Raw genomic sequence first — 21880 nt, 5'->3', positions numbered from 1 at the left:
ATGAAGCCGATTTCGATCATCGTCGATTGTGACCCCGGTATCGACGACACGATTGCGCTGCTCACCGCATTCGTGTCACCGGAACTCGAGATTCTTGGCATCACACCGGTCTGCGGCAACCAGCCGCTCGAGCGGACAGTTCGCAACGCGTTGCAAGTCTGCGAGCTTGGCGGACGCGCCGACATTCCGGTCTATGCCGGCTGTTTCCGGCCGATGCTGCGCGAGCCGATTCATGGCCAGTTCCATGGCAAGACCGGGCTCGGCAACACCACCCTGCCGGAGCCCGTCAAGAAGGCCGAAACGATGTCCGCCGTCGATTTTCTGATCGAAGCGCTGAGTGAAGCAGCAGACAAGGGGGAGACTATCACCATCTGTTGCCTCGGCCCGCTGACCAATGTCGCTGTGGCGCTGCGCATGAAGCCGCAGATCGCAGATGGCATCGGGCGTATCGTGATGATGGGCGGCGCCTATCGTGAGCCAGGCAACCGCACGATGACCTCGGAGTTCAACGTGCTGGCCGATCCGCATGCCGCGCATGTGGTGTTTTCGAGCGGCATTCCGATCGTCGCCCTGGCGCTCGACGCGACGCACCAGGTCATGCTGAAGCCCGAGCATGTCGCAGAATTCTCCCGCGTCAGCGGCCGCATTTCCGAAACGCTCGCGGAACTGATGGCCTTCTGGGACCGCAATGACGTGCGCCGTTACGGCTCGCGCGGCGGCCCGCTGCATGACCCGCTGGTCATGGCCTATATCCTGGCGCCGCATCTGTTCGAGACGCAGAAGGCGCGTGTCTTCGTCGAATACGAAAGCGAGCTTTGCATGGGCCAGACGATTGCGGACTGGTACGGCAAGAGCGGTCTTGAGCCGAATGCCGACATCGTCACCAAGGTCGATGCGGAAGGCGTGATCGCCTTCTTCTTGGAACGGCTGTCGCGCTACGCAGAAAAGGCCGTCGCATGAAATCCCACAAGGTCATCATCGATGCGGATCCGGGCGTGGATGATGCCGCCGCCATCCTGATGGCGCTTGCCTCGCCGGAGATCGAGGTTCTAGGACTGTCGATCGTCGCCGGAAACGTGCCCCTTCGCGATACTGTCACCAATGCCTGCAAGCTGATGGCCTTGAGCGGCCGGGGTGACGTGCCGGTGCATGCCGGTGCCAGTGGGCCGCTGGTGCGCGACCAGGTCTATGGAAAATATGCCAGTATTGGCGCTTTCGACGACACGCTGGTCAAAGCCGGCGATGTCGTGCCGGCGCACGAAAATGCGGTTCAGTTCATCGTCCGCACGGCGCGGGCGGCCGCTATGGCCGGCGAACAGATCACCATCTGTGCGATCGGCCCGATGACGAATGTCGCGTTGGCTCTCATACAGCATCCGGATGTCGCCCGAGGCATCCGGCAGATCGTGTCCATGGGCGGCGCCTTCACCGCGCTCGGCCACCGCACGCCATGGGCCGAGTTCAACGTGTATGCCGATCCGCATGCAGCCGAAATCGTCTTCCAGTCGGGCGTTCCGATCGTTCTGATGCCGCTCGACATGACGTTCCAGGCTCTGTTCACGACCGAGCATTTCGAAAGATTCCGGGCCGGCGGCGAGGCCGGTGCCGCCCTCTTCAATCTTTTTTCCACCTTTGACAGAAGCGACGAGAAACGTTTCGGTCGCCCGGGCGGTCCGATCCATGATGCGACGACGATCGCCTGGCTGATCCACCCTGGGCTGTTCACCAGCCGCGAGGCTTTTGTCGGCGTGCAGGTCACCGGCCCGACGATGGGTTATACCTATGCCGACTTTCACAAGAAGATGGGCCGGCCGGCCAACGCCACCGTCGTCACCGATGTCGACGAGGCCGGTTTTATCGAACTGCTGATCGAGCGTATCGCCCGCCATGGCGGCACCGCGCCTGGCAGACAAACCCTGGGAGGCTCAAAATCATGAGCGGATATCTCTTAAGCCGATCGATACAGACCGTGCTCACGCTCCTCGTTATGTCGGTCCTGGTCTTTGCCGGTCTCTATCTCGTCGGCAATCCGGTCGACGTGCTTCTGAGTCCGACCGCAACGCCCGCCGAACGGCTGCAGGTCATCCAGTCCTTCGGTCTCGACAAGCCAGTTTGGGAACAATACTGGCTGTTCCTCGTCCGCGCGCTGTCGGGCGATCTCGGCAATTCCTTCGTGTTCAATCAGCCGGCGCTGACGCTCATCCTCAACCGCATGCCGGCGACACTGGAACTCGCCTTTGTTGCCCTGTTCATGGCACTCATCGTCGGAATTCCACTCGGCGTCTATGCCGGCTTGAAGCCGAAGGGGTTCATTTCGAAGTCGATCATGACCTTCTCGATCCTTGGCTTCAGCCTGCCGACTTTCTGGATCGGCCTGGTCATGATCATGCTGTTCAGCGTCTATCTCGGCTGGCTGCCGGCTTCCGGCCGCGGCGAGACGGTGTCCGTGTTCGGCATTCCGCTCAGCCTCATCACGCTCGATGGCCTGTCGCATCTCCTCCTGCCGGCCTTTAACCTGGCGCTATTCAAGATCTCGCTCGTCATCCGTCTGACCCGCGCCGGCGTGATGGAGACGATGCAACTCGATTTCGTTCGTTTCGCCCGCGCCAAGGGCCTGCCGGAGCGCCGCATCGTCACCGTGCATGTGCTGAAGAACACGCTGATCCCGCTGATCACGGTCATCGGCCTCGAACTCGGTTCGCTGATCGCGTTTGCGGTCGTCACCGAGACGATCTTCGCATGGCCGGGGATGGGAAAGCTGATCATCGATGCCATCGGTGTTCTCGATCGTCCAGTGATCCTGGCCTACCTGATGATCACCGTCGTGATGTTCAGCGTCATCAACCTCGTGGTCGACATCCTCTATTCCATCGTCGATCCACGCGTCCGTCTTGAGGGGAACTCGTAATGAGCGAGACCAAGTCCTCGACCGCTTCGGTCCATGCTGCTGCCAATAGCGGCGCCCGCTCCGCCTCTCGCTCGCCGGCACGGCAGGTCGTCATTGCGCTGCTGCACGACAAGCTCGCTCTGCTGGGTATCGTCCTGGTGACGATCTTCGTCTTGGCGGCGATTTTCGCGCCGTTCGTCGCGCCGCAGAACCCCTATGATCTAGCCCAGCTCGACATTCTCGACGGTCGTCTGCCACCGGGTTCGCAAAGCATGTCGGGCATGACCTACCTGATCGGCACCGACACGCAGGGCCGCGACCTGTTTAGTGCCATCCTCTACGGTCTGCGCACCAGTATCCTCGTCGGCTTGTCGAGTGCGGGTATCGCATTGGTCATCGGCGCCTCGATCGGCTTGACCAGTGGCTATGTCGGCGGCCGTCTGGATTCCATCCTGATGCGTATCGTCGATATACAGCTGAGCTTCCCGGCGATCCTGATCGCCCTGATCTTCCTCGCCATCCTCGGCCAGGGTGTCGACAAGATCATCCTGGCGCTGGTCGTCACCCAGTGGGCCTACTACGCCCGCACGATCCGCGGCTCAGCGCTGGTCGAGCGCAAGCGTGCCTATGTCGATGCCGCACGGTCGATGGCGCTGCCCGACCGCAGCATTCTCTTCCGGCATATCCTGCCGAACTGCCTGCCGCCGCTGATCGTCGTCGCCACCATGCGGGTCGCCTATGCCATCATGCTGGAAGCGACGCTCTCCTTCCTCGGCATTGGCCTGCCGGTCACCGAACCGTCGCTCGGCCTGCTGATCTCGAACGGTTTTGAATATCTGCTTTCCGGCGACTACTGGATCAGCTTCTTTCCGGGCCTTGCCCTCCTGTTGCTCATCGTCGCGATCAACCTGATCGGCGATGCTCTGCGCGACATCCTCAATCCGCGCCGGGAAGGCTAAGCTATGACGGATCCCATTCTTTCGATCTCCAATCTAAATGCCGCCTTCCGCGTCGGCCGCGAATGGCGCAACGTCGTCAACGGCGTCAGCTTCGACATCAACGCGAAGGAAACGGTCGCCGTCGTCGGTGAATCCGGCTCGGGCAAGAGCGTCACGGCCATGTCGATCATGCGGCTCTTGTCACCGGGCAATTCGCGCGTGACCGGCCGCATCGAATTCGAAGGCAAGGACCTGCTGTCCCTGCCGCTCGAAGACATGCAGAAAATCCGCGGCAACCGCATCGGCATGATCTTTCAGGAACCGATGACCTCGCTCAACCCTGTCCTGAAAATAGGTGAGCAGATCACCGAGGTGCTGCGGCAGCATCGGGGCATGTCGCATTCGCAGGCCGAGGCAGAAGCCGTGCGACTTCTGGAAAAGGTCCGTATTCCATCTGCAAAATCGCGCCTCAACGAATATCCGATGAATTTTTCGGGCGGCATGCGCCAGCGCGTCGTCATCGCCATCGCGCTCGCCTGCGATCCAAAGCTTTTGATCGCCGATGAACCGACGACGGCACTCGATGTGACAATTCAGGCGCAGATCCTCGAACTGATCAAGACGCTGCAGGACGAAGAGGGCATGTCGGTCCTCTTCATCACGCACGACATGGGTGTGGTTGCCGAAATCTCTGATCGCACGGTGGTGATGTATCGCGGCGAGCAGGTCGAGACGGGCACCACGCATGACCTCTTTGCCGGCGCCAGGCATCCCTATACCCGCGTGCTTCTGTCGGCGGTGCCGCAGCTGGGCTCCATGACCGGCAAGGACCGGCCGCTGCGCTTTCCGCAGGTCGATATGGCAACCGGCGAGATCGCACCGGTCAAGCCGACCGAAGACACCGTCAAGCGCGATCAGCCGCCGATCCTCAAGGTTGACAACCTGATCACCCGTTTCCCGATCAAGCAGGGTTTTTTGCGCAGGACGATCGGCCGCATCCATGCCGTCGAGGGCGTTTCGCTCGAGCTGCGGCAGGGCGAGACCCTGTCGCTGGTCGGTGAATCCGGCTGCGGCAAGTCCACGACCGGCCGCTCGATCATCCGCCTGACGGACCCGGTCTCCGGCGTGGTCAACATCGGCGGCAAGGACGTGCTCAAGGCCGGCAAGGGCGAGCTCGCCGATATCCGCCGCGAAGCACAGATGGTTTTCCAGGACCCGTTCGAGAGCCTTAACCCGCGCATCCGTGTCGGCCAGGCAATCGCCGAGCCGATTGTCACTCATGGTCTCGCGACGGCTTCGCAAGCCCGCCAACGTGTCGGCGATCTGTTGGAACGTGTCGGCCTTGCAGCTTCGATGGCGGATCGTTTTCCGCACGAGTTTTCCGGCGGCCAGCGCCAGCGCGTCTGCATCGCGCGTGCGCTCGCGCTGGAGCCAAAGCTTCTGATCGCCGACGAATCCGTTTCCGCGCTCGATGTCTCCGTGAAGGCGCAGGTGATCAACCTGATGCTGGACCTGCAGGAAAAATACGGCCTCGGTTATCTCTTCATCAGCCATGACATGGCGGTGGTCGAGCGCATTAGCCACCGGGTGGCGGTCATGTATCTCGGCGAAATCGTCGAGATCGGCCCGCGCCAGGCTGTGTTCGAAAACCCGCAGCACGAATACACCAAGCGCCTGATGGCGGCGGTGCCGATCGCCGATCCGTCACGCCGGCAGCCGCGGCGGATCTCCGACGCCGAGATCAAGAGCCCGTTCCGCGCTGCAGATTATGTGCCGCCGAAGCGCACCTACGAACAAGCCGGTGACGGCCACTTCGTTCAGGTGGCCTGAGAAAGACACATCATGATCGTCACCTTTGGTTCCATCAATGTCGACTTCGTCTACTCGGTCGCAGAGATGCCCCAGCCCGGCCAGACGTTGATGGCCAAAACGTTGCGTACCGAGGCCGGCGGCAAAGGTGCAAACCAGGCATTGGCGGCGGCTCGTGACGGTGCCGAAGTGGTCATGGTCGGTGCCGTTGGCGATGATGCATTGGCCGAGATCGGACTGCAGAACCTCAAGGCTGCGACGGACATCAGTCGCGTCAGCCGCGTCGCCGAGCCGACCGGCAGTGCGTCGATCCAGATCGATGCGAAGGGTCGCAACATGATCGTGGTGGCGGCTGGCGCCAACCTGATGGCATCGTCCGACGCAGTGGAAGACGATCTCCTGCAGCGCGCGAACATCGTGTTGATGCAGATGGAAAACGACGTGGCCGAAGTGGAAAAGCTCATCCGCCGCGCCGCCGCGTCGAGGACTATGTCGATCCTCAATCTCGCTCCGGCCTTTCCTCTGGAAGACCAAGTGTTGTCGCTCTGTGACTTGCTCGTCGTAAACGAAGACGAGGCCGAAACGCTGGCCGGCTGGCTGGGCTGCGATGCTTCCGCACAGGTCCTTTCAGCCCGGCTTGATACGGGTGTGCTGCGCACGCTCGGCGCTGAGGGCGCAGAAGCATTCGTCAAAGGCAAGTATATTCGGCTTCCCGCCATGCCGATCGATGTGAAGGACACGACCGCCGCGGGCGATTGCTTTGTCGGCGCGCTCGCCTCCGCACTGGATCGTGGCTTGTCGCTCGAGGCCGCGATGGAAAGAGCGTCGATCGCGGCCGGTCTGGCATGCTCACGGGCCGGAAGTCAGCGAAGTATTCCTATCGGCGAGGAAACGGCGAAAATGATCGGTACCTCCACCGATCACGGCGGAAGCATTTAGGAATCGGCGCGCGCAGACGGGCGCATGCTCGCAACACTGCGTGGCTGCCATAGTATTCCCAATTTAATCAGTTCAAACCCTCTCAGGTCTGCGTATTCAAAGCGATCACGCAACGACATCGTGGTGGTTCTCCTCTCATCATGGCGATGGCTGGCTTCCAGCCAGTTGCAGACAATCGCTGCCTTCCCATCACCCTGCACTCGGCCTGTTAAGCCAAAAATCTCAAAGTGTTCCACCGCCCCATCGCGAGGACCGCGGCAGAAATGATGTCGATCCTTTGGACGTAAAACCGCCATAGGCTGCGATGAGCGATTTCGATCATCGTAGCTGCCGATTCCACTTTACGAAGCTGAGATGCAAATGAAGGGTCCAATTCTGACCTGAATTCGTCATATGCCTGTCATCTCTTGGCGATAGATATCGCTCATACATGAGCGATATGCGTCACTTTAGTGACAAGGAGCAGGCCATTGCTGACTCAAGCGGAAGATCGTCAGGCGAAGATCGTCGAGTTGCTGCGCGAACGCAACTTCCTCGATTTGCGCACCCTGATTGAGCGATTTGACGTCTCTGTCGCCACAATCCGACGCGACCTCGGTGACCTCGAAGGAGCCGGGCTGCTCCGTCGCACCCACGGCGGCGCCGTAAGCATCAATCAGGTCGCCCAGGACAAAACGAACGAGGCCCGTTCCGTCTGGAACCAGCCCGAGAAGGCCGCCATCGCATCGGTCGTCTCGGGAATGATCGTCGACGGCGACACCGTGCTGCTGGATGCCGGAACCACGGCTCTGGAAGTCGCAAAAAAGCTCGTCGGTCGCCGCAGCCTCACGCTTATCTCGAACGGCCTCGACATTATCGCCGAACTGACGCGTGACGAGGGGCAGAGCGTCTACGCGGTCGGCGGCGAATACACCGCCACAAACCATTCCTTCCGTGGGCCGCTGGCGGAGCAGTTCATCCGGCAATTCAACGTCGATAAGCTCATCCTCAATGCGGCATCGATCGATGTCGATCGCGGATTGGTCTGTACCGTTGAGCCGGTAAACGCGAGCATCGCTCGGGCCATGATGGAAGTCTCGCGGCGCGTCATTGTCGTCGCGGACAATTCCAAGTTCACCAAATCCAGCATGTCCGTCGTGGCCAAGATCGAAGACGTCGGCACGATCGTCACCGATCGCGGCGCCATGTCGATCATCGACGCAGCCCCCGAGAGGCTGCGCAAGAAGTTTGTCATCGCGGACTGAGCCCGACCTCCCTTCCATCAACCGCATCTTGCCAAGCAGGAGACATTGGATGCTTACGACCAACCGCAGAACATTCATCATCGGTGCAAGCGTCGCGGCGCTGGCATCGACCACCAGCACGAAATTTGCCTTCGCGCAGGGACGGCGCGAACTGAGGATCGGCGTCAACGGGGTGCCAGCTTCACTGGAGCCAGTGAACGCCATCAGCAATGTCGGCCCGCGTATCGTCAACCAGATCTTCGATACGCTCTTGACGCGCGACTGGTTCGGCAACGGCGCAAAGGGCAACGGCATCGCGCTCGTCCCGCAGCTCGCCGAGAGTTGGGAGCGAATCGACGACAAGTCCGTGCGCTTCAAATTGCGCCAGAACGTCAAATTCCACGATGGCGCGGACATGACCGCCGAGGACGTCGCCTACACGTTCTCGTCGGAGCGCCTGTGGGGCGACGATGCGATCAAGACCGTTCCGAACGGACGCGCTTTCTCGCCGGACTGGGATGAGCCTGTCGTCGAGGACAAGTACACCGTGGTGCTGCGCACCAAGACCCCGTCCTTCCTGATCGAGCGCTTTCTCGCCTCCTGGCTCGGTCGCATCGTCCCAAGGGAATATTACAAGAGCCTCGGCGCCGTCGCCTTCGGCAACAAGCCGATCGGCACCGGCCCCTACAAGTTCGTCGAGTTCGTGGCCAATGACCGCGTCGTGCTTGAGGCAAACGACACCTATTGGGGCGAAAAGCCGACCGCATCGAAGATTACCTACCAAGTGGTCGCAGAGCCCGCGACCCGCGTCGCCGGCCTGATCAGCGGCGAATACGACATCATCACAACCTTGACGCCCGACGACATGGCGCTGATCGACGGCTATCAGGACATCGAGACGCGCGGCACGCTGATCGAGAACTTCCACATGTTCACGTTCAATATGAACAAGCCGATATTCAAGTCGAAGACGTTGCGCCGCGCGCTGGCGCTTGCCGTCAATCGCCCGCTGATGGTCGAATCCCTGTGGAAGGGCAGAGCGTCCATTCCGGCCGGCATGAACTTCCCGCACATGGGCAAGACTTTCGACCCCAATCGCCGTGCGATGGAATACGATGTCGAAGAAGCCAGGCGCCTCGTCAAGGAAAGCGGCTACGATGGCACCCCGATCACCTACCACACGATGGGCAATTACTACGCCAACGCCATTCCTGCGCTCATGATGATGATCGAGATGTGGAAGGACATCGGCATCACCGTCGAGCCGAAGATCTACGCTCCGGGTGCAAACCCCAAGGACGACGACGTCATGATGCGCAACTGGTCGAACGGCATGTCGCTGACCGACGCCTACACGACGATGGTGTCCGAATTCGGTCCCGGGCGCGGTATCCAGAAGCGCTGGGGCTGGCAAGCGCCGGCGGAATTCAATGAGCTGTGCGTGAAGGTAGCCCAGCTCCCTGACGGCCAGGAACGTTTCGACGCCTTCAACCGTCTGCGCGACATCTTCGAGGAAGAGGCGCCTGCCGTCATTCTCTACCAGCCCTTCGACGTCTACGCCGCACGCAAGGACGTCAACTGGAGGCCGATCAGCTTCGAGATGATGGAATTCCGCAACAATCTCAGCTTCTCGTAACGACAATCCAGTGTATCGGCGGTGCGCATTCGTGCGCACCGCCTCCCCGGAGAATACCCATGTCAAAGCTCTTGACCGTTCGCGATCTCGTCGTCGAGGTCCCGGCACGAAACATGAAGATCATCGGCGGGATCAGCTTTTCCCTGGAGGCCGGACAGACGCTCGGCCTGGTTGGCGAGTCCGGCTGCGGCAAGAGCATGACCTGCTATGCGGTCGCCAACATGCTTCCGCGCGGGATTGCCCGTACCGGCGGCAGCATCGAATTCGCGCGCGACCCATCGAAGTCAGGCAAGGCCGCAGATCCGACGATCGCAATGATCTTCCAGGATCCGACCAGCAGCCTCAACCCGGTCCACACGATCGGCTACTATCTGGAATCCGCGCTCTACCGGCATCAGGGCCTGACGGGCAACGACGCCCGGTTCGAAGCCATGCGCCTGTTGGAACGCGTCGGCATCGACCGCGCCAAAAGCCGGCTGCGCGCCTATCCGCACCAATTTTCCGGCGGGATGAACCAGCGCGTAATGATCGCCCATGCACTTGCAGCCAGGCCGCAACTGTTGATCGCCGACGAGCCGACCACGGCGCTCGACGTGACCATGCAGGCCCAGATTCTGCACCTGCTCGAGGAACTGAAGGCCGAAACCGGCATGGCCCTGATCCTCGTCTCCCACGATCTCGGCGTTATCGCCCGCCTCGCCGACCGGGCGGTGGTGATGTATTGCGGCAAGATCGTCGAGACCGCGCCGGTGGCTGAGCTGCTGCAGCGCCCGTCGCACCCTTACACCCGCGCGCTGATCGACTGCATGCCGGGCATCGATCCCGCCGATCTCGAACCGCCCGTTCCTATTCCCGGTTCCGTTCCGCTACTCGACAGCCTGCCTGGGGGATGCCATTTCCATCCGCGCTGTTTACGCGCGAGCGATGAATGCACCGCCCGGTTCCCCGCGCCCACCACGATAGGTCTTGTTCACGAGACCTCCTGTTTTAATCGGGTGGCCGCATGAACACGCCCTTGCTCCGCACCTGCGATCTGACCAAGGCCTATCGGCACAAGACCGGTTTTTTCGCCAGGCCAACCAGCCAACTGGCGGCCAGTTCCATCAGCTTCGAACTTTCGCCACGCGAACGCATCGGCGTCGTCGGTGAATCGGGCAGCGGAAAATCGACCCTGGGTCGGCTCCTTCTCGGCCTGATCCCGCCGACCCGCGGCGACGTGTGGTTCGAAGGTGTCAACCACAAGGACCGTGGGCCAAAAGACTGGACGGCATTCCGCAAACGAACCTCGCTCGTGCAACAGAACCCGCTATCGGCCCTCAATCCGCAGATGAGCATCGGTGAACAGGTCGCCGAGGGGCTTCTGGTCCATCGTGTCGCCGGCCGGTCGGAAGCCTATGAGCGCACGGCCGCGATGCTGGAGCGCGTCGGCCTGTCGAGCGCCATGATGAACCGCTTCCCGCACCAGATGTCCGGTGGCCAGCGCCAGCGTGTCGTCATCGCCCGCGCCCTGATCTTGGAACCGAAGCTGGTCGTCTTCGACGAGGCGGTCTCGGCGCTTGATGTCTCCGTTCAAGCCCAGGTCGTGGCCCTGTTGCGATCACTCTGGCAGGAGCTCGATCTCGCCTATGTCTTCATCACCCACGATCTCCGGATCGTGCGCCATCTCGTCGATCGCATCGCGGTAATGTATCTCGGCCGCATCGTCGAGACCGGCGACATCAGGGCCGTCTACGAACAGCCGCGCCACCCCTATACGCGCGCGCTGCTCGCCTCCGTACCCACACTGGACCCCTCGATCCGCAATATCGAGCCGCCGATCAAGGGCGAACTCGATGCCGGCAAGGTATCGCGCGGCTGCGCTTTCCGCTCGCGCTGCCCTTTTGCCATTGACAGGTGCGCCATAGAGGCGCCCCCGCTCCGGGCCTTCGACCGACAGCAGGCGGCATGCCACCGGGCCGAGGAATTCGCCCTGCCGATCTCCTCCTCGGCAATCGTGCAGCAGCAGAAGGAAACGGCGCAATGATCGGGTTCATCCTTGCCCGTGCGGTCCGGGCGATCATCGTTCTGATCTTCACCGTCACACTCGTCTTCATTGTCCTGCGCCTGAGCGGCGATCCGGCCCAGCAGATGCTGTCCGACAATGCCAGCCCCGAGGCGCTGGCTGCGTTCAATGCCAAATGGGCGCTGGATCGATCGATCTTCGAACAATACCTGTTCTATGTCGCCAACATCCTGAGCGGGGATTTCGGGGTCTCCTTTGCCGATGGCCGCGACGTATTTGCCGTCGTCACCGAGCGGATCCCGAAGACGCTCGCCCTCACAGTGCCGGCCTTCATCCTCAGTCTGCTGATCGGCATCCCGGCGGGCATCCTTGCGGCCGTGCGCCGGGAATCTGCCGTCGACAAGGGCGTCATGGCGGGCGCCGTCCTCGGTTACAGCATTCCCAACTTCCTGCTCGGCCTCGTCTTCATCTTCACCTTCGCGGTCTGGCTGCGCGTGCTGCCGAGTTCCGGCAGCTCGACCTGGAGACATGCGATCCTGCCCGTGGCGACCTGCGCCCTGTTCAATGCCGCGGCCGTCGCCCGCTTCATGCGTTCGACCCTGATCGATGTCCTGGGCCAGCCCTATGTTGCCGCGGCGCGCGCCGACGGCGTCCCGAACTGGGAGATCATACTGCGCCATGCCCTGCCGAACGCGGCGATCCCGATGGTGACGACGCTCGGCTTCGTCGCTGGCGGTCTGCTCGGGGGCGCCGTTCTGGTGGAACCCGTCTTTGCCTGGCCTGGCCTCGGCAGCGGCTTCGTCAATGCGACGAGCGCTGGTGACCTGCCGGTCGCACAGGCGATGATCGTGCTGTTTACGGCCTTCATGGTCGTCATCAACCTCACCGTCGACATTCTCTATGTCGTCCTCAATCCGAAACTCAGGATGCATTGACATGACGATCGTGACCTCGTCCCGCCCGATCCGGGGGTGGCTTTGGGCTCCGTTCCACCACATGCCGTCCAGCATTGGCCTCTGCTGCCTGTGGATCGGCATCGTCGTCGTCACCGGCATTGCGGCGCGCTGGATATCGCCTTTCGATTATCTCTCGCAGGACCCGCTCGCCCGTTTTGCCCGGCCCTTCGCGTCCGCAAGCCATCTGTTCGGCTCCGACTATCTCGGCCGCGATGTGCTGAGCAACGTGCTGGTTGCCACCCAGACCACGCTTATGATCGCGCTCGTCGGGTCGATCGTCTGCGCGCTGATCGGCACGACGCTTGGCCTGCTGGCCGCCCATTTCGGTGGCTGGATCGATAACGTCATCATGGGCTTTGCCGATTCGATGGCGTCGGTCCCCTTCATAATCATCGCGCTCGGCGTGCTTGCCATGTTCGGTTCCAGCCCGCTGCTGTTCGTCTTCCTCGTCGGCTTTCAGAACTGGGAACGCTATGCGCGGCTGACCCGCGGCCTCGTCATCGGCGCCCGGGAGGAAGGCTATGCGGAAGCGGCCCGCATCGTCGGCGTGCCGTCGCGACGGATCTACCTCCGCCACATGCTTCCCAATATCGCCGGCCCGCTGATCGTACAGTTCACCGTGAACTTTCCGGAAATCATCCTGCTCGAAAGCGGGCTGAGCTTTCTTGGCCTCGGCATCCAGCCGCCGGCGACCAGCCTCGGCCTGATGGTCGCAGACGGCCGGAATTATCTGGCGATCGCTTGGTGGATCGCCGCCTTCCCCGGCGCCGTCATCGTCCTGACGACCCTCTCCATCAGCCTGCTCGGCGACTACCTGCGCGATCGTTTCGACGCGCGCCTCCGTTGAATTGAAAAAGGAAAACACAATGAATCCGCTCAGAATGAACCTCGATACCTTGCGCGTTGGTGGCCATCGTGGCCACAGCGCCGGCGCTCCGGAAAACACGCTTGCCGCGTTTCGCAAAGCTTTCGAACATGGCGGGCCGCTCGCCACCTGCGAAACAGACCTTGGCATGACGAGCGACGGCGAGCTGGTTCTGATCCATGACAAGACCGTCGATCGCACCACCAACGGCCACGGCATCGTTGAGAACATGACCTATTCGCAACTCTCCAGGCTCGATGCCGGAAGCTGGTTCGGCGAGGGTTTCGCCGGCGAACGCGTACCCCTGCTGCGCGACGCGCTGCAGCTCGCCCGCGAACTTGGGATACTCTATCAGCTCGAACTCAAGATCTACGACCGCAACGACGTGATCATCGCCAAGCTGCGTGCGCTGATCGACGAACTGGGCTGCGCAGACCTCCTGCAATTCTCCTCTTTCGACTTCGTCCAACTGAGGGCCGTGAAGGCCGCGATCCCCGAAGTGCCGACCGTCGGCCTGATGCATTCCCGCCTGATCGATCCGGCGGCGCTTGCCCGGCAGGCCAATCTCAATGCGATGAACATCGAAGTCTATCACTTCGCGAGCGGCGAGGCCCGCCAGCTTCACGACGAGGGCTTTGCCGTCTTCACCTATCTGCCCGGCGGCCACCACGAGAAGATGATCAAATACGGCGTCGATATCGAGGCCCAGATCGTCCAGTGGGTTCGCGAGGGCCAGCTGGACCAGCTGATGGGCGACGACGTCGCGCAGATGGCACGGATCAGGGATCGTGCCCGTGGCTGACAGGCATGCTTGCGCCTCGCCGGTGCGTCCGGTCGAGGTGATTATCGAAGATATCGCAAGGGAGGCCGGGACACTGGCCCTCACGCACTTCCGCTCGCTGGCAGGCCTGCCGGTCGAGAAGAAGGGGCACCTCGACCTCGTGACAGAGGCGGACCGGCAGGTCGAGGCGCTGCTGATCGCCCGGCTCAATCAAGCCTTCCCGGACGATGGCGTCTTCGGCGAGGAAGGCGGCGAGGTCCCCGGCACGTCGGGCCGTATCTGGGTCATCGATCCGATCGACGGCACCTTCAATTTCGTGCGTGGCAGCCAGAACTGGGCGATCTCGATCGGGCTCTACGAGAACCGGCGACCCGTCTTCGGGGTGATCCATGCACCCGTCCGCGACCTGACCATAATGGGAGGGACGACGGTCCCGGCGCGGCTCAACGGCCGCCCGATCAAGCCGCTTCCGGCATTCGACATGTCGCGGGCATCTACGGGTTTCAGTTTCCATCCCACCGTATCGACTGCCGACAGGCTCGAAGCCATCCGCTTCATCTCGGATGATCTCGGTATCAGCTTCCGGCTTTGCGGGGCTGCAACGATCTCGCTGATCGAGGTCATGCTCGGCGAGACCGACGGCTACCTCTCCATTGGAGATTCAACCTGGGACGTGATGGCAGCGCTTCCAATCCTCGCGCGTCTCGGTGTTTCAAGCACCATCGACTGGGATCGAACCGAACTTCCTCAGAAGCTTCGCTTCGCTTGCGGAAGCGAGGAGTTCGTCGACAGGCTAAGGCCGCTGCTGCAGACCCTGTCGGTAGCGGCCTCTTAGGCGCTCGTCTGCCGACCGTATGTGAGCCCGCGTGCAAAGACACATTGAGGACATCGCCCGGGCTCGCGTCATCCTGGCAATTCTTCGCATCTTGTATTAGCATCCAACCTTCGGTTGGCTTGTCCTAAAATGCCGCGCTATCTGGAACCAATTCCGAACTGGACGTCCGACGAGCGGCCGCGAATGGCAGGTTCGCCGTCGACGCCGTACCATTCGCCAGCGGTGCGATTGGCCTACGCGTTCGTGGGGGTGCTTGTTGGCATAACCGGCGGCCTCGGCAATGCCATGGTGTTGGCCAACCTGCCGCAGATTCAAGGCGAACTGGGGCTTACGCCGATCGAAGGCGCGTGGCTCCCTGCCGCCTGGGTGATGGTCAATGTTTCTTCCAACCTGATCCTGTTCAAGTGCCGTCAGCAATTCGGGATACGTCGCTTCGCCGAACTCGGATTGATGGCTTATGTCTTGGCGACTGTTCTTCAGCTTGCCGCCTACAACTATCCGATGACCCTATTTGTTCGCGCGGTGACGGGGTTCGCGTCGGCGCCCATCAGCGCAGTTGCCAATTTCTACATGATGCAAGCGTTCTCAAAAGCCAAGCTTGGCGCGGGCATGTGTATAGCTCTTGGCGTCGGTCAGCTTGCGACGCCGCTCGCGTGGATATTGTCTGTGCCGCTACTCGATATCGGCGAGTGGCATGTGCTTTATGTTTTTGAGCTCGGCCTCGGTCTCTGTTCGCTTGCCGCCGTCGTCGTTTTGAAGTTGCCGCCCGGTATTCGCATAAAGGCTTTCGAGCCTCTGGATGTCTTGAGTTTCCTGCTGATTTCCCCGGCCTTGGCGCTCATCGTCGCCGTGCTGGCGCAAGGTCGTGTTCAATGGTGGCCGGACCAGCCCTGGATGGCGCATGCATTGATCGCTGCTCTGCTTCTTCTTCTGTGCGCATTCTATCTCGAGCATCACAGGGAGCGGCCGCTTGTTCGCACGCGCTGGCTGGGGACATCCGGTACGGTACGTTTCACCTTGGGAGCGCTGAGCATCCGGCTGCTTCTCTCCGAGCAGACCTATGCCGCAACAGGATTGATGCGGACTTTGGGAATGGGACCCGATCAACTGCAATCGCTTTATTCGGTGATATTCATCGGAACGCTGACAGGCACCATCGTCTCGGCTCTGCTTTTCGGACCTAAGACGGTGCTGCCCCTGATCTCCGCTTCGGTCGTCCTTATCATCATCGCGGGACTGATGGACCGGCACGCCACGAACCTGACCCGACCCCACGACCTCTATGTCAGCCAGTTCTTTGTTTCCTGCGCTGCAGGAATGTTCATCGGACCGTTGCTTCTCTTCGGCGTAAATCGCGCCCTGGCAGAGGGCGCAGACCATATGGTTACCTTTATCGTGCTATTTTCGATTACCCAGGGGATCGGCGGATTGGCGGGGCCGGCGCTATTCGCGACGTTCCAGCAATATCGCGAGCACGAATATTCGGCGCTTATCACTGCCCATACCCAGCAGACGGATCCAGCTGTCGCATTGCGGCTTGCACTCCAATCGCAGGTCTACAAACCCGTCGTCACGGATCCTGCGCTTCGAAACGCGCTGGGTGTGGCTGCGCTCTCGCAAATAGCCACGCGCGAGTCGAATGTTCGCGCATACAACGACGTCGTTGTCTTGAACACGATACTGGCGGTCATTTTCCTCGCTTGGTCGATGACGCGCATTTTTGTCCTCGCGCGCGTGGCCTCAGGGCCTAGCACGGCCTGAATCGAAGGAGTGCACTCGAGATGAAAGATCGCGAACCAGATGCACTAGAAGAGCGGCCGTCGGCGGAACCGTTGCGCGGCGCCCCGGTGGGCCTGGATCCGTCGCCTGATGGCGGCAAGACGCCAAACGGGCCCCGAGTCGCGGAAGGTTCTTCAACGGTGCCGGAAGCTGCCGTAACTTTTCGACCGAAGACGTTGGCACCCAAGCCCCTGACGGTTGCCGCGATGCTTTTGGTGGCGGTCGTCGGCGTTACCCTCATCCTTTTCGCGTGGGGGCTGTGGCCCTTCGCATTGAGCATCGTGACGACCGACAACAGTTTTGTTCGCGGCAAGATCACCGTCCTGTCTTCGCAGGTGAGTGGTTATGTGGTCGAGGTGCCGGCACGTGACTTTCAAAGGGTTCGTGTCGGCGATACGCTGGTCAGGATTGATGACAGAACCTACAAGCAGCAACTCGAGCAGGCTCAGGCCCAGCGCGATCAGGCGATCGCAAACCTGGCCAACGTGGAACAGACGACGGCGCAAAACCGTGCGGAGATCGTTGCGCGCAGGGCGGATCTTCTGCAGGCTCAGGCTGAGCTGCAACGAGCAACGGCAGATACCACTCGCGTCGAGGCACTTGGTCGCCAGGGAGTCACCCCACAAGCGCAGGCCGAGCAATCGCAGGCGACCCTAAGCGCCGCCGAAGCGGGCGTTAAGCGCGCCGAAGCCGCCATCGCCATCGCGGAGCAGACGCTGACGTCCACGGAGGTTTCCAAACAGGGACTTCAGGCGGCCTTGCGGATGGCCGACGCGCAGGTCAACGTCGCGAGCATCAACCTGTCGAATACGGTGATCACCGCTCCGAGAGATGGCCAAATCAGCGAGGCCTCGGTGCGTCTCGGGCAATTTGTGACGTCCGGATCGCAGTTGATGTTTCTGGTACCATCGGACCTTTGGGTGGTTGCGAACTTCAAGGAGACGCAGACGAACGACATTCGCGTCGGCCAGGCGGTCTGGTTCACTGTCGACGCGCTCAATCGGGCGCGACTGACAGGCAAAGTGGAAGAACTGTCGCCCGCAACCGGTTCCGAATTCAGCATATTGAGGCCGGATAACGCGACGGGAAACTTCACGAAAATCGTCCAGAGACTGCCGATTCGTATATCCATCGATCGCGGTCAGCCATTGGCCGAAAGGCTGCGGCCGGGAATGTCGGTCGTCACGCGCGTGGACACGTCGGTGCGGTAGACGCAGGCCCGGACGGCATCTGCCCACTCCACCGGGCGACTAGGTCGAGGCATTCCGCATCGTCCCGGCCTTCCCGATAAGCCCGACGGAGTTACCTCCAGACAGGATTGGGGAAGGCCCACTTCGCCGTGTACGGCCGCCATCCCGCTTGGGAGCGAGGTCGACGTGCCCGCCGGCTGGCCAACGAGCGTAGCGCTCCCGACGTCCATAGTAATACCTATCGGTGCATCGTATTTTTAAAATACTGCCCTAGTTGCATTCTGGGCTAAAGCACAGGAGAAATACCATGAAGAAAGTTTTACTAGTTGGTGTTGTTGTGACCGCCCTGGCATCCTGTACAGCAACTGAACAGGGGACAGCTATTGGAGCGGGAACCGGTGCAGTCATTGGCGGCGCGGTCTCGAATAGTTGGGGCGGCGCCGCGGTAGGAGCCGTCGCCGGTGGGGTCGCCGGAGCCCTTATTGGTCGATCGACTGAACGCCCAGGCTATTGTGTTTATCGCGATCGCTCGGGTCGCACATTCGAAGCAAGATGCCGGTAGGATATGAGGGAGCACTGGAATGGGTAGTCTCGGCTGCATCCGCTGGCAATGGCCGCATCGCTGATCTGAATAAGATGGCTAGGGACAACTTCATCCGAGCTTCGGTATCGGCCGTCCATCATGCGACATTCCTGCAATGGCGATGCCATCTTGCCGGCCGACCCCGACCACCTATTTGGTGAGATCAGGCTGGTGGAGCAACAAGAAGAGGTTTCGGCTATTTTCCCGACGAAACGACCGAAATCATCCCCTCGGAAAATGACAGGGAGCAGCCGGATGGTCGTATTTGTCTCTGTTGCCGATGTGCCCGTCGATGGATGGACGGCTGTGGCATCTGCGAAGAATGCTTTGAACCATGATTGAGGAGGGGCGGTATGGCCATTCGTAGCGCCGGGCTCCTCCTGTTTCGGCGCCGTTCTGACGAAGTCGAGGTCCTCCTCGTCCACCCCGGGGGTCCTTTCTGGGCGAAGAAGGACGAGGGCGCCTGGTCCATTCCCAAAGGACTGGTCGAGCCCGGGGAGGACGAATTCGCGGCTGCGAAGCGGGAAACCCTCGAGGAGTTGGGGGTCGCGGTCGATGGTGACTTCAATCCGTTGGGCGAATACCGGCAGCCGGGTGGCAAGGTCGTTGTCGCCTGGTACATGGAAGCCGATCCCACGCTGGACCTGAATGACATTCGAAGCTCGGAGTTTCAGATGGAATGGCCTCCGAGGTCCGGTCGGATCCGGAGGTTTCCAGAAGTCGATCGTGCGGATTGGTTTTCGTTGAAGGACGCAGCTCGAAGGATACTCAAGGGGCAGCGGCCCATGCTCGACGACCTCCTCGCGCATCTTGCGAAAGCCGACGTCTGACAGCGGCGTATCCGCGTGACCGTCGTGGCGACTGCATACCGGGTGGAAGCGGAAACCTCAGGCACGTCGGGCGTCTTCCGTCTTCCCGCAATCACCTGGTTGATCGACAAGGGCAAGTCGGGTTTCGAATTTGAACTGGTAAATCGCCTGCCTCTTCGGTGAAGAAACTTCTGCCTTATCTTTTGGTAAATCTGGCGTATATTTGAGTGTATGAATATTGATCGGGTGACCGTGCGGCCCCGGGGGTATTGCCGAGAGGCAATCCGTATTTTCGCTTTGGCATTGATCTGGGGTTCAGCATTCCTGTTTTCCGCCGCCCCGACAGCGGGCTCGGAACGCGTCGCTTTACTGCTGCGATTGAATGGCGCCGTCAGCCCCGCGTCCGCCGACTATGTGATACGCGGCATCCAGCTTGCCAACGATCGTAAAGTGGCGTTGGTCGTCCTGCAAATGGATACGCCCGGCGGTCTCGATACGTCGATGCGGGACATCGTTCGGGCAATCCTTGCCTCGTCGGTGCCGGTCGCGAGCTACGTGGCTCCGAGCGGCGCCCGCGCGGCCAGTGCTGGCACTTACATCCTCTATGCCAGTCATATCGCCGCCATGGCGCCGGGTACTAATCTGGGCGCCGCAACGCCTATTGCTCTCGGTGGGAGCGGACAAGACAACGGCCAGAATGGCGACAGCAAGGAGCGACAGTCGTCCAACGCTGCAGAGGCAAAGGCAGTGAACGACGCTGCTGCCTATCTTCGGGGGCTGGCCGAGTTGCGCAATCGCAACGCCGACTGGGCGGAAAAGGCGGTACGCGACGCAGCCAGCCTCTCGTCGACTGCAGCCGAACGCGAAAAAGTCATCGACTTCGTCGCGTTCACCGTCGACGAGCTGATGGCGAAAGCCGACGGTCGCACGGTACGGGCAGGAGGAACGGACATCCGGCTTGAGACGACGGGCCTCGCTGTCGAGAGCATCGAGCCTGACTGGAGAACGCGCCTGCTTTCGGTCATCGCCGACCCGAATGTCGCACTCATTCTGATGGTTATCGGCATCTACGGCCTGATATTCGAGTTTCTCACGCCCGGAGCGGTTATCCCGGGAACAGTCGGCGGCATATGCCTGCTGCTCGGTCTCTACGCCTTGGCAATGCTACCGGTCAGCTATGCCGGCATCGGCCTCATCGTGCTTGCGGTTGCTCTCTTTGTCGCGGAGGCGCATGCACCGACATTCGGCGTCCTCGGCCTTAGCGGTGTGGTCGCCCTCGTCCTGGGCGCAACCATTCTCTTCGATACGGATGTGCCCGATCTGAAAGTGAGCCGACAGGTCCTGGTTGGTATCGGTGTTTCAGCCCTCGCCTTCAGCCTCATTGTCGTTCGCCTTGCATTCGGCGCGCGCCGGCGTGCCGTGGTGACCGGTGCGGAGCAGATGATCGGCATTTCAGGGAAAGTCTCCAGTTGGACGGGCACGACCGGCTACATTGTCGCGCATGGAGAGCGCTGGAGCGCCGTCTCCGCCGAACCGCTCACGGACGGAGACGACGTGACGGTCATTGCCAGAAATGGGCTAACCCTCGAGGTCGCCCGTGATCCCCGCAAGAAAGAAAGCAAGGAGGAGCGCACATGACCATGATTGGAGGTTTCATCTTCTATATCGTCGCAGTCGTCCTGTTGCTGATCGTCCTGGCGAACGCGATCAAAATCTTGCGCGAGTATCAGCGGGCCGTCGTCTTTACACTTGGTCGATTTACCGGCGTGAAAGGCCCCGGATTGATCCTACTTGTTCCCTACGTACAGCAAATGGTGCGGGTCGACCTGCGCACGCGCGTGCTCGACGTCCCCAGCCAGGACGTCATCTCCCATGACAACGTTTCGGTTCGAGTTAGCGCGGTGATTTACTTCAGGGTCATCGATCCGGAGAAGTCAGTGATTCAGGTCGAGGATTTCATGGCAGCCACAAGCCAGCTTGCCCAAACGACGTTGCGCTCGGTGCTCGGCAAGCACGATCTCGACGAGATGCTCGCGGAACGCGACAGGCTCAACGAAGATATCCAGAGAATGCTCGACGCCCAAACAGACGCGTGGGGCATCAAAGTGGCCAATGTTGAGATCAAGCATGTCGACATCAACGAGTCGATGATCCGTGCGATTGCCAGGCAAGCCGAGGCAGAACGCGAGCGGCGTGCGAAAATCATAAATGCCGAGGGCGAGCAGCAGGCCGCGGCAAAGCTGGTGGAAGCGGCTGAAATGCTGGCCAGACAACCGTTGTCAATGCAGCTGCGCTACTTGAGCACACTGAACGTTATTGCCGGGGAAAACAGCTCGACGATCATATTCCCGTTCCCCATGGAACTCATTCATCTCCTGGACGGCAAGGCAGGCAAACCAACTGAATGAGCAATGGGTGGTCGATGGTTGGTACTATCTCAAGGCGCCCAACTGATGACACTCATTTGGAGTGCTTGGCCTGGTGCCTTCCTCATTTTAGGAATGCCAACCCACTGAGCCAGTGGCTGAAACCCATATTCTCGCCGTGTCAGATTCCAATCGGCGGTGCGGCCGATCCGACGATCTGTCGACTTAAGGGTTGCCTTCTATGGCTGGCCAGGTCCTGACGCCCTTTCTCGCGTTGAGATT

At 61.0% G+C, this 21880-nt stretch carries 21 protein-coding genes; all 21 read left to right on the top strand.

Going from position 1 to position 21880, the window contains the following annotated elements:
- The 21 genes from PMI11_RS17580 (at position 1) to PMI11_RS17490 (ending at position 21640) form a co-directional block, all read left to right on the top strand.
- On the top strand, positions 1 to 960 hold the full coding sequence (locus PMI11_RS17580) for a nucleoside hydrolase (protein WP_007819493.1): 960 nt from the start codon (positions 1 to 3) through the stop codon (positions 958 to 960).
- Positions 957 to 1937 carry a nucleoside hydrolase gene (locus PMI11_RS17575; RefSeq protein ID WP_007819492.1) on the top strand — a complete coding sequence of 327 codons (981 nt, stop codon included), beginning with the start codon at positions 957 to 959 and terminating at the stop codon, positions 1935 to 1937. Before PMI11_RS17580 ends, PMI11_RS17575 begins: the two co-directional genes overlap by 4 nt.
- Positions 1934 to 2908: an ABC transporter permease gene (locus PMI11_RS17570; protein WP_007819491.1), complete on the top strand. Its 975-nt coding sequence runs from the start codon at positions 1934 to 1936 to the stop codon at positions 2906 to 2908. The genes PMI11_RS17575 and PMI11_RS17570 overlap by 4 nt, the downstream gene beginning before the upstream one ends.
- Positions 2908 to 3846: an ABC transporter permease gene (locus PMI11_RS17565; RefSeq protein WP_007819489.1), complete on the top strand. Its 939-nt coding sequence runs from the start codon at positions 2908 to 2910 to the stop codon at positions 3844 to 3846. Before PMI11_RS17570 ends, PMI11_RS17565 begins: the two co-directional genes overlap by 1 nt.
- Before the next feature lie 3 nt (positions 3847 to 3849).
- Positions 3850 to 5655: an ABC transporter ATP-binding protein gene (locus PMI11_RS17560; RefSeq protein ID WP_007819488.1), complete on the top strand. Its 1806-nt coding sequence runs from the start codon at positions 3850 to 3852 to the stop codon at positions 5653 to 5655.
- Positions 5656 to 5667: 12 nt separating this feature from the next.
- Positions 5668 to 6573 carry a ribokinase gene (locus tag PMI11_RS17555; RefSeq protein ID WP_007819487.1) on the top strand — a complete coding sequence of 302 codons (906 nt, stop codon included), beginning with the start codon at positions 5668 to 5670 and terminating at the stop codon, positions 6571 to 6573.
- Positions 6574 to 7043: 470 nt separating this feature from the next.
- Positions 7044 to 7817: a DeoR/GlpR family DNA-binding transcription regulator gene (locus tag PMI11_RS17550; protein ID WP_007819486.1), complete on the top strand. Its 774-nt coding sequence runs from the start codon at positions 7044 to 7046 to the stop codon at positions 7815 to 7817.
- Between the two features lie 49 nt (positions 7818 to 7866).
- Positions 7867 to 9432, top strand: coding sequence for an ABC transporter substrate-binding protein (locus PMI11_RS17545; RefSeq protein ID WP_007819485.1), 1566 nt, complete (start codon positions 7867 to 7869; stop codon positions 9430 to 9432).
- Positions 9433 to 9545: 113 nt separating this feature from the next.
- On the top strand, positions 9546 to 10439 hold the full coding sequence (locus PMI11_RS17540; protein WP_244430597.1) for an ABC transporter ATP-binding protein: 894 nt from the start codon (positions 9546 to 9548) through the stop codon (positions 10437 to 10439).
- A complete protein-coding gene (locus PMI11_RS17535) occupies positions 10436 to 11455 on the top strand; it encodes an ABC transporter ATP-binding protein (protein WP_007819483.1) in 1020 nt (339 codons plus the stop codon). The genes PMI11_RS17540 and PMI11_RS17535 overlap by 4 nt, the downstream gene beginning before the upstream one ends.
- The gene (locus PMI11_RS17530) at positions 11452 to 12369 is read left to right on the top strand and encodes an ABC transporter permease (protein WP_007819482.1); all 918 of its coding nucleotides are present in this window, start codon (positions 11452 to 11454) and stop codon (positions 12367 to 12369) included. The genes PMI11_RS17535 and PMI11_RS17530 overlap by 4 nt, the downstream gene beginning before the upstream one ends.
- A gap of 1 nt (position 12370) precedes the next feature.
- Complete coding sequence (locus tag PMI11_RS17525) at positions 12371 to 13237, top strand: ABC transporter permease (RefSeq protein ID WP_007819481.1); 867 nt, start codon at positions 12371 to 12373, stop codon at positions 13235 to 13237.
- A 19-nt stretch (positions 13238 to 13256) separates the two neighbouring features.
- The gene (locus PMI11_RS17520) at positions 13257 to 14057 is read left to right on the top strand and encodes a glycerophosphodiester phosphodiesterase (protein WP_007819480.1); all 801 of its coding nucleotides are present in this window, start codon (positions 13257 to 13259) and stop codon (positions 14055 to 14057) included.
- On the top strand, positions 14050 to 14871 hold the full coding sequence (locus PMI11_RS17515; RefSeq protein ID WP_037071625.1) for an inositol monophosphatase family protein: 822 nt from the start codon (positions 14050 to 14052) through the stop codon (positions 14869 to 14871). The genes PMI11_RS17520 and PMI11_RS17515 overlap by 8 nt, the downstream gene beginning before the upstream one ends.
- A 129-nt stretch (positions 14872 to 15000) precedes the next feature.
- Complete coding sequence (locus PMI11_RS17510) at positions 15001 to 16632, top strand: MFS transporter (protein WP_202803153.1); 1632 nt, start codon at positions 15001 to 15003, stop codon at positions 16630 to 16632.
- Between the two features lie 224 nt (positions 16633 to 16856).
- Positions 16857 to 17861, top strand: a complete 1005-nt coding sequence (locus PMI11_RS17505) for an HlyD family secretion protein (protein ID WP_202803154.1) — start codon at positions 16857 to 16859, stop codon at positions 17859 to 17861.
- Between the two features lie 286 nt (positions 17862 to 18147).
- Complete coding sequence (locus tag PMI11_RS36580; RefSeq protein ID WP_007819471.1) at positions 18148 to 18402, top strand: YMGG-like glycine zipper-containing protein; 255 nt, start codon at positions 18148 to 18150, stop codon at positions 18400 to 18402.
- A 374-nt stretch (positions 18403 to 18776) separates the two neighbouring features.
- Positions 18777 to 19253 (top strand): NUDIX domain-containing protein, encoded by a 477-nt coding sequence (locus PMI11_RS17500; RefSeq protein ID WP_007819469.1) that lies wholly within the window; start codon positions 18777 to 18779, stop codon positions 19251 to 19253.
- Between the two features lie 24 nt (positions 19254 to 19277).
- Positions 19278 to 19415 (top strand): hypothetical protein, encoded by a 138-nt coding sequence (locus tag PMI11_RS37350; protein WP_157179651.1) that lies wholly within the window; start codon positions 19278 to 19280, stop codon positions 19413 to 19415.
- Between the two features lie 114 nt (positions 19416 to 19529).
- The gene (locus PMI11_RS17495; RefSeq protein WP_085990550.1) at positions 19530 to 20870 is read left to right on the top strand and encodes an NfeD family protein; all 1341 of its coding nucleotides are present in this window, start codon (positions 19530 to 19532) and stop codon (positions 20868 to 20870) included.
- On the top strand, positions 20867 to 21640 hold the full coding sequence (locus PMI11_RS17490; protein ID WP_007819466.1) for a slipin family protein: 774 nt from the start codon (positions 20867 to 20869) through the stop codon (positions 21638 to 21640). Before PMI11_RS17495 ends, PMI11_RS17490 begins: the two co-directional genes overlap by 4 nt.
- Positions 21641 to 21880 lie beyond the last annotated feature (240 nt).

The organism is Rhizobium sp. CF142 (assembly GCF_000281145.1).
Lineage (GTDB): Bacteria > Pseudomonadota > Alphaproteobacteria > Rhizobiales > Rhizobiaceae > Rhizobium.
Note: the sequence above shows the minus strand (reverse complement) of the source record. Positions and strands in the feature narration are given on the sequence as shown.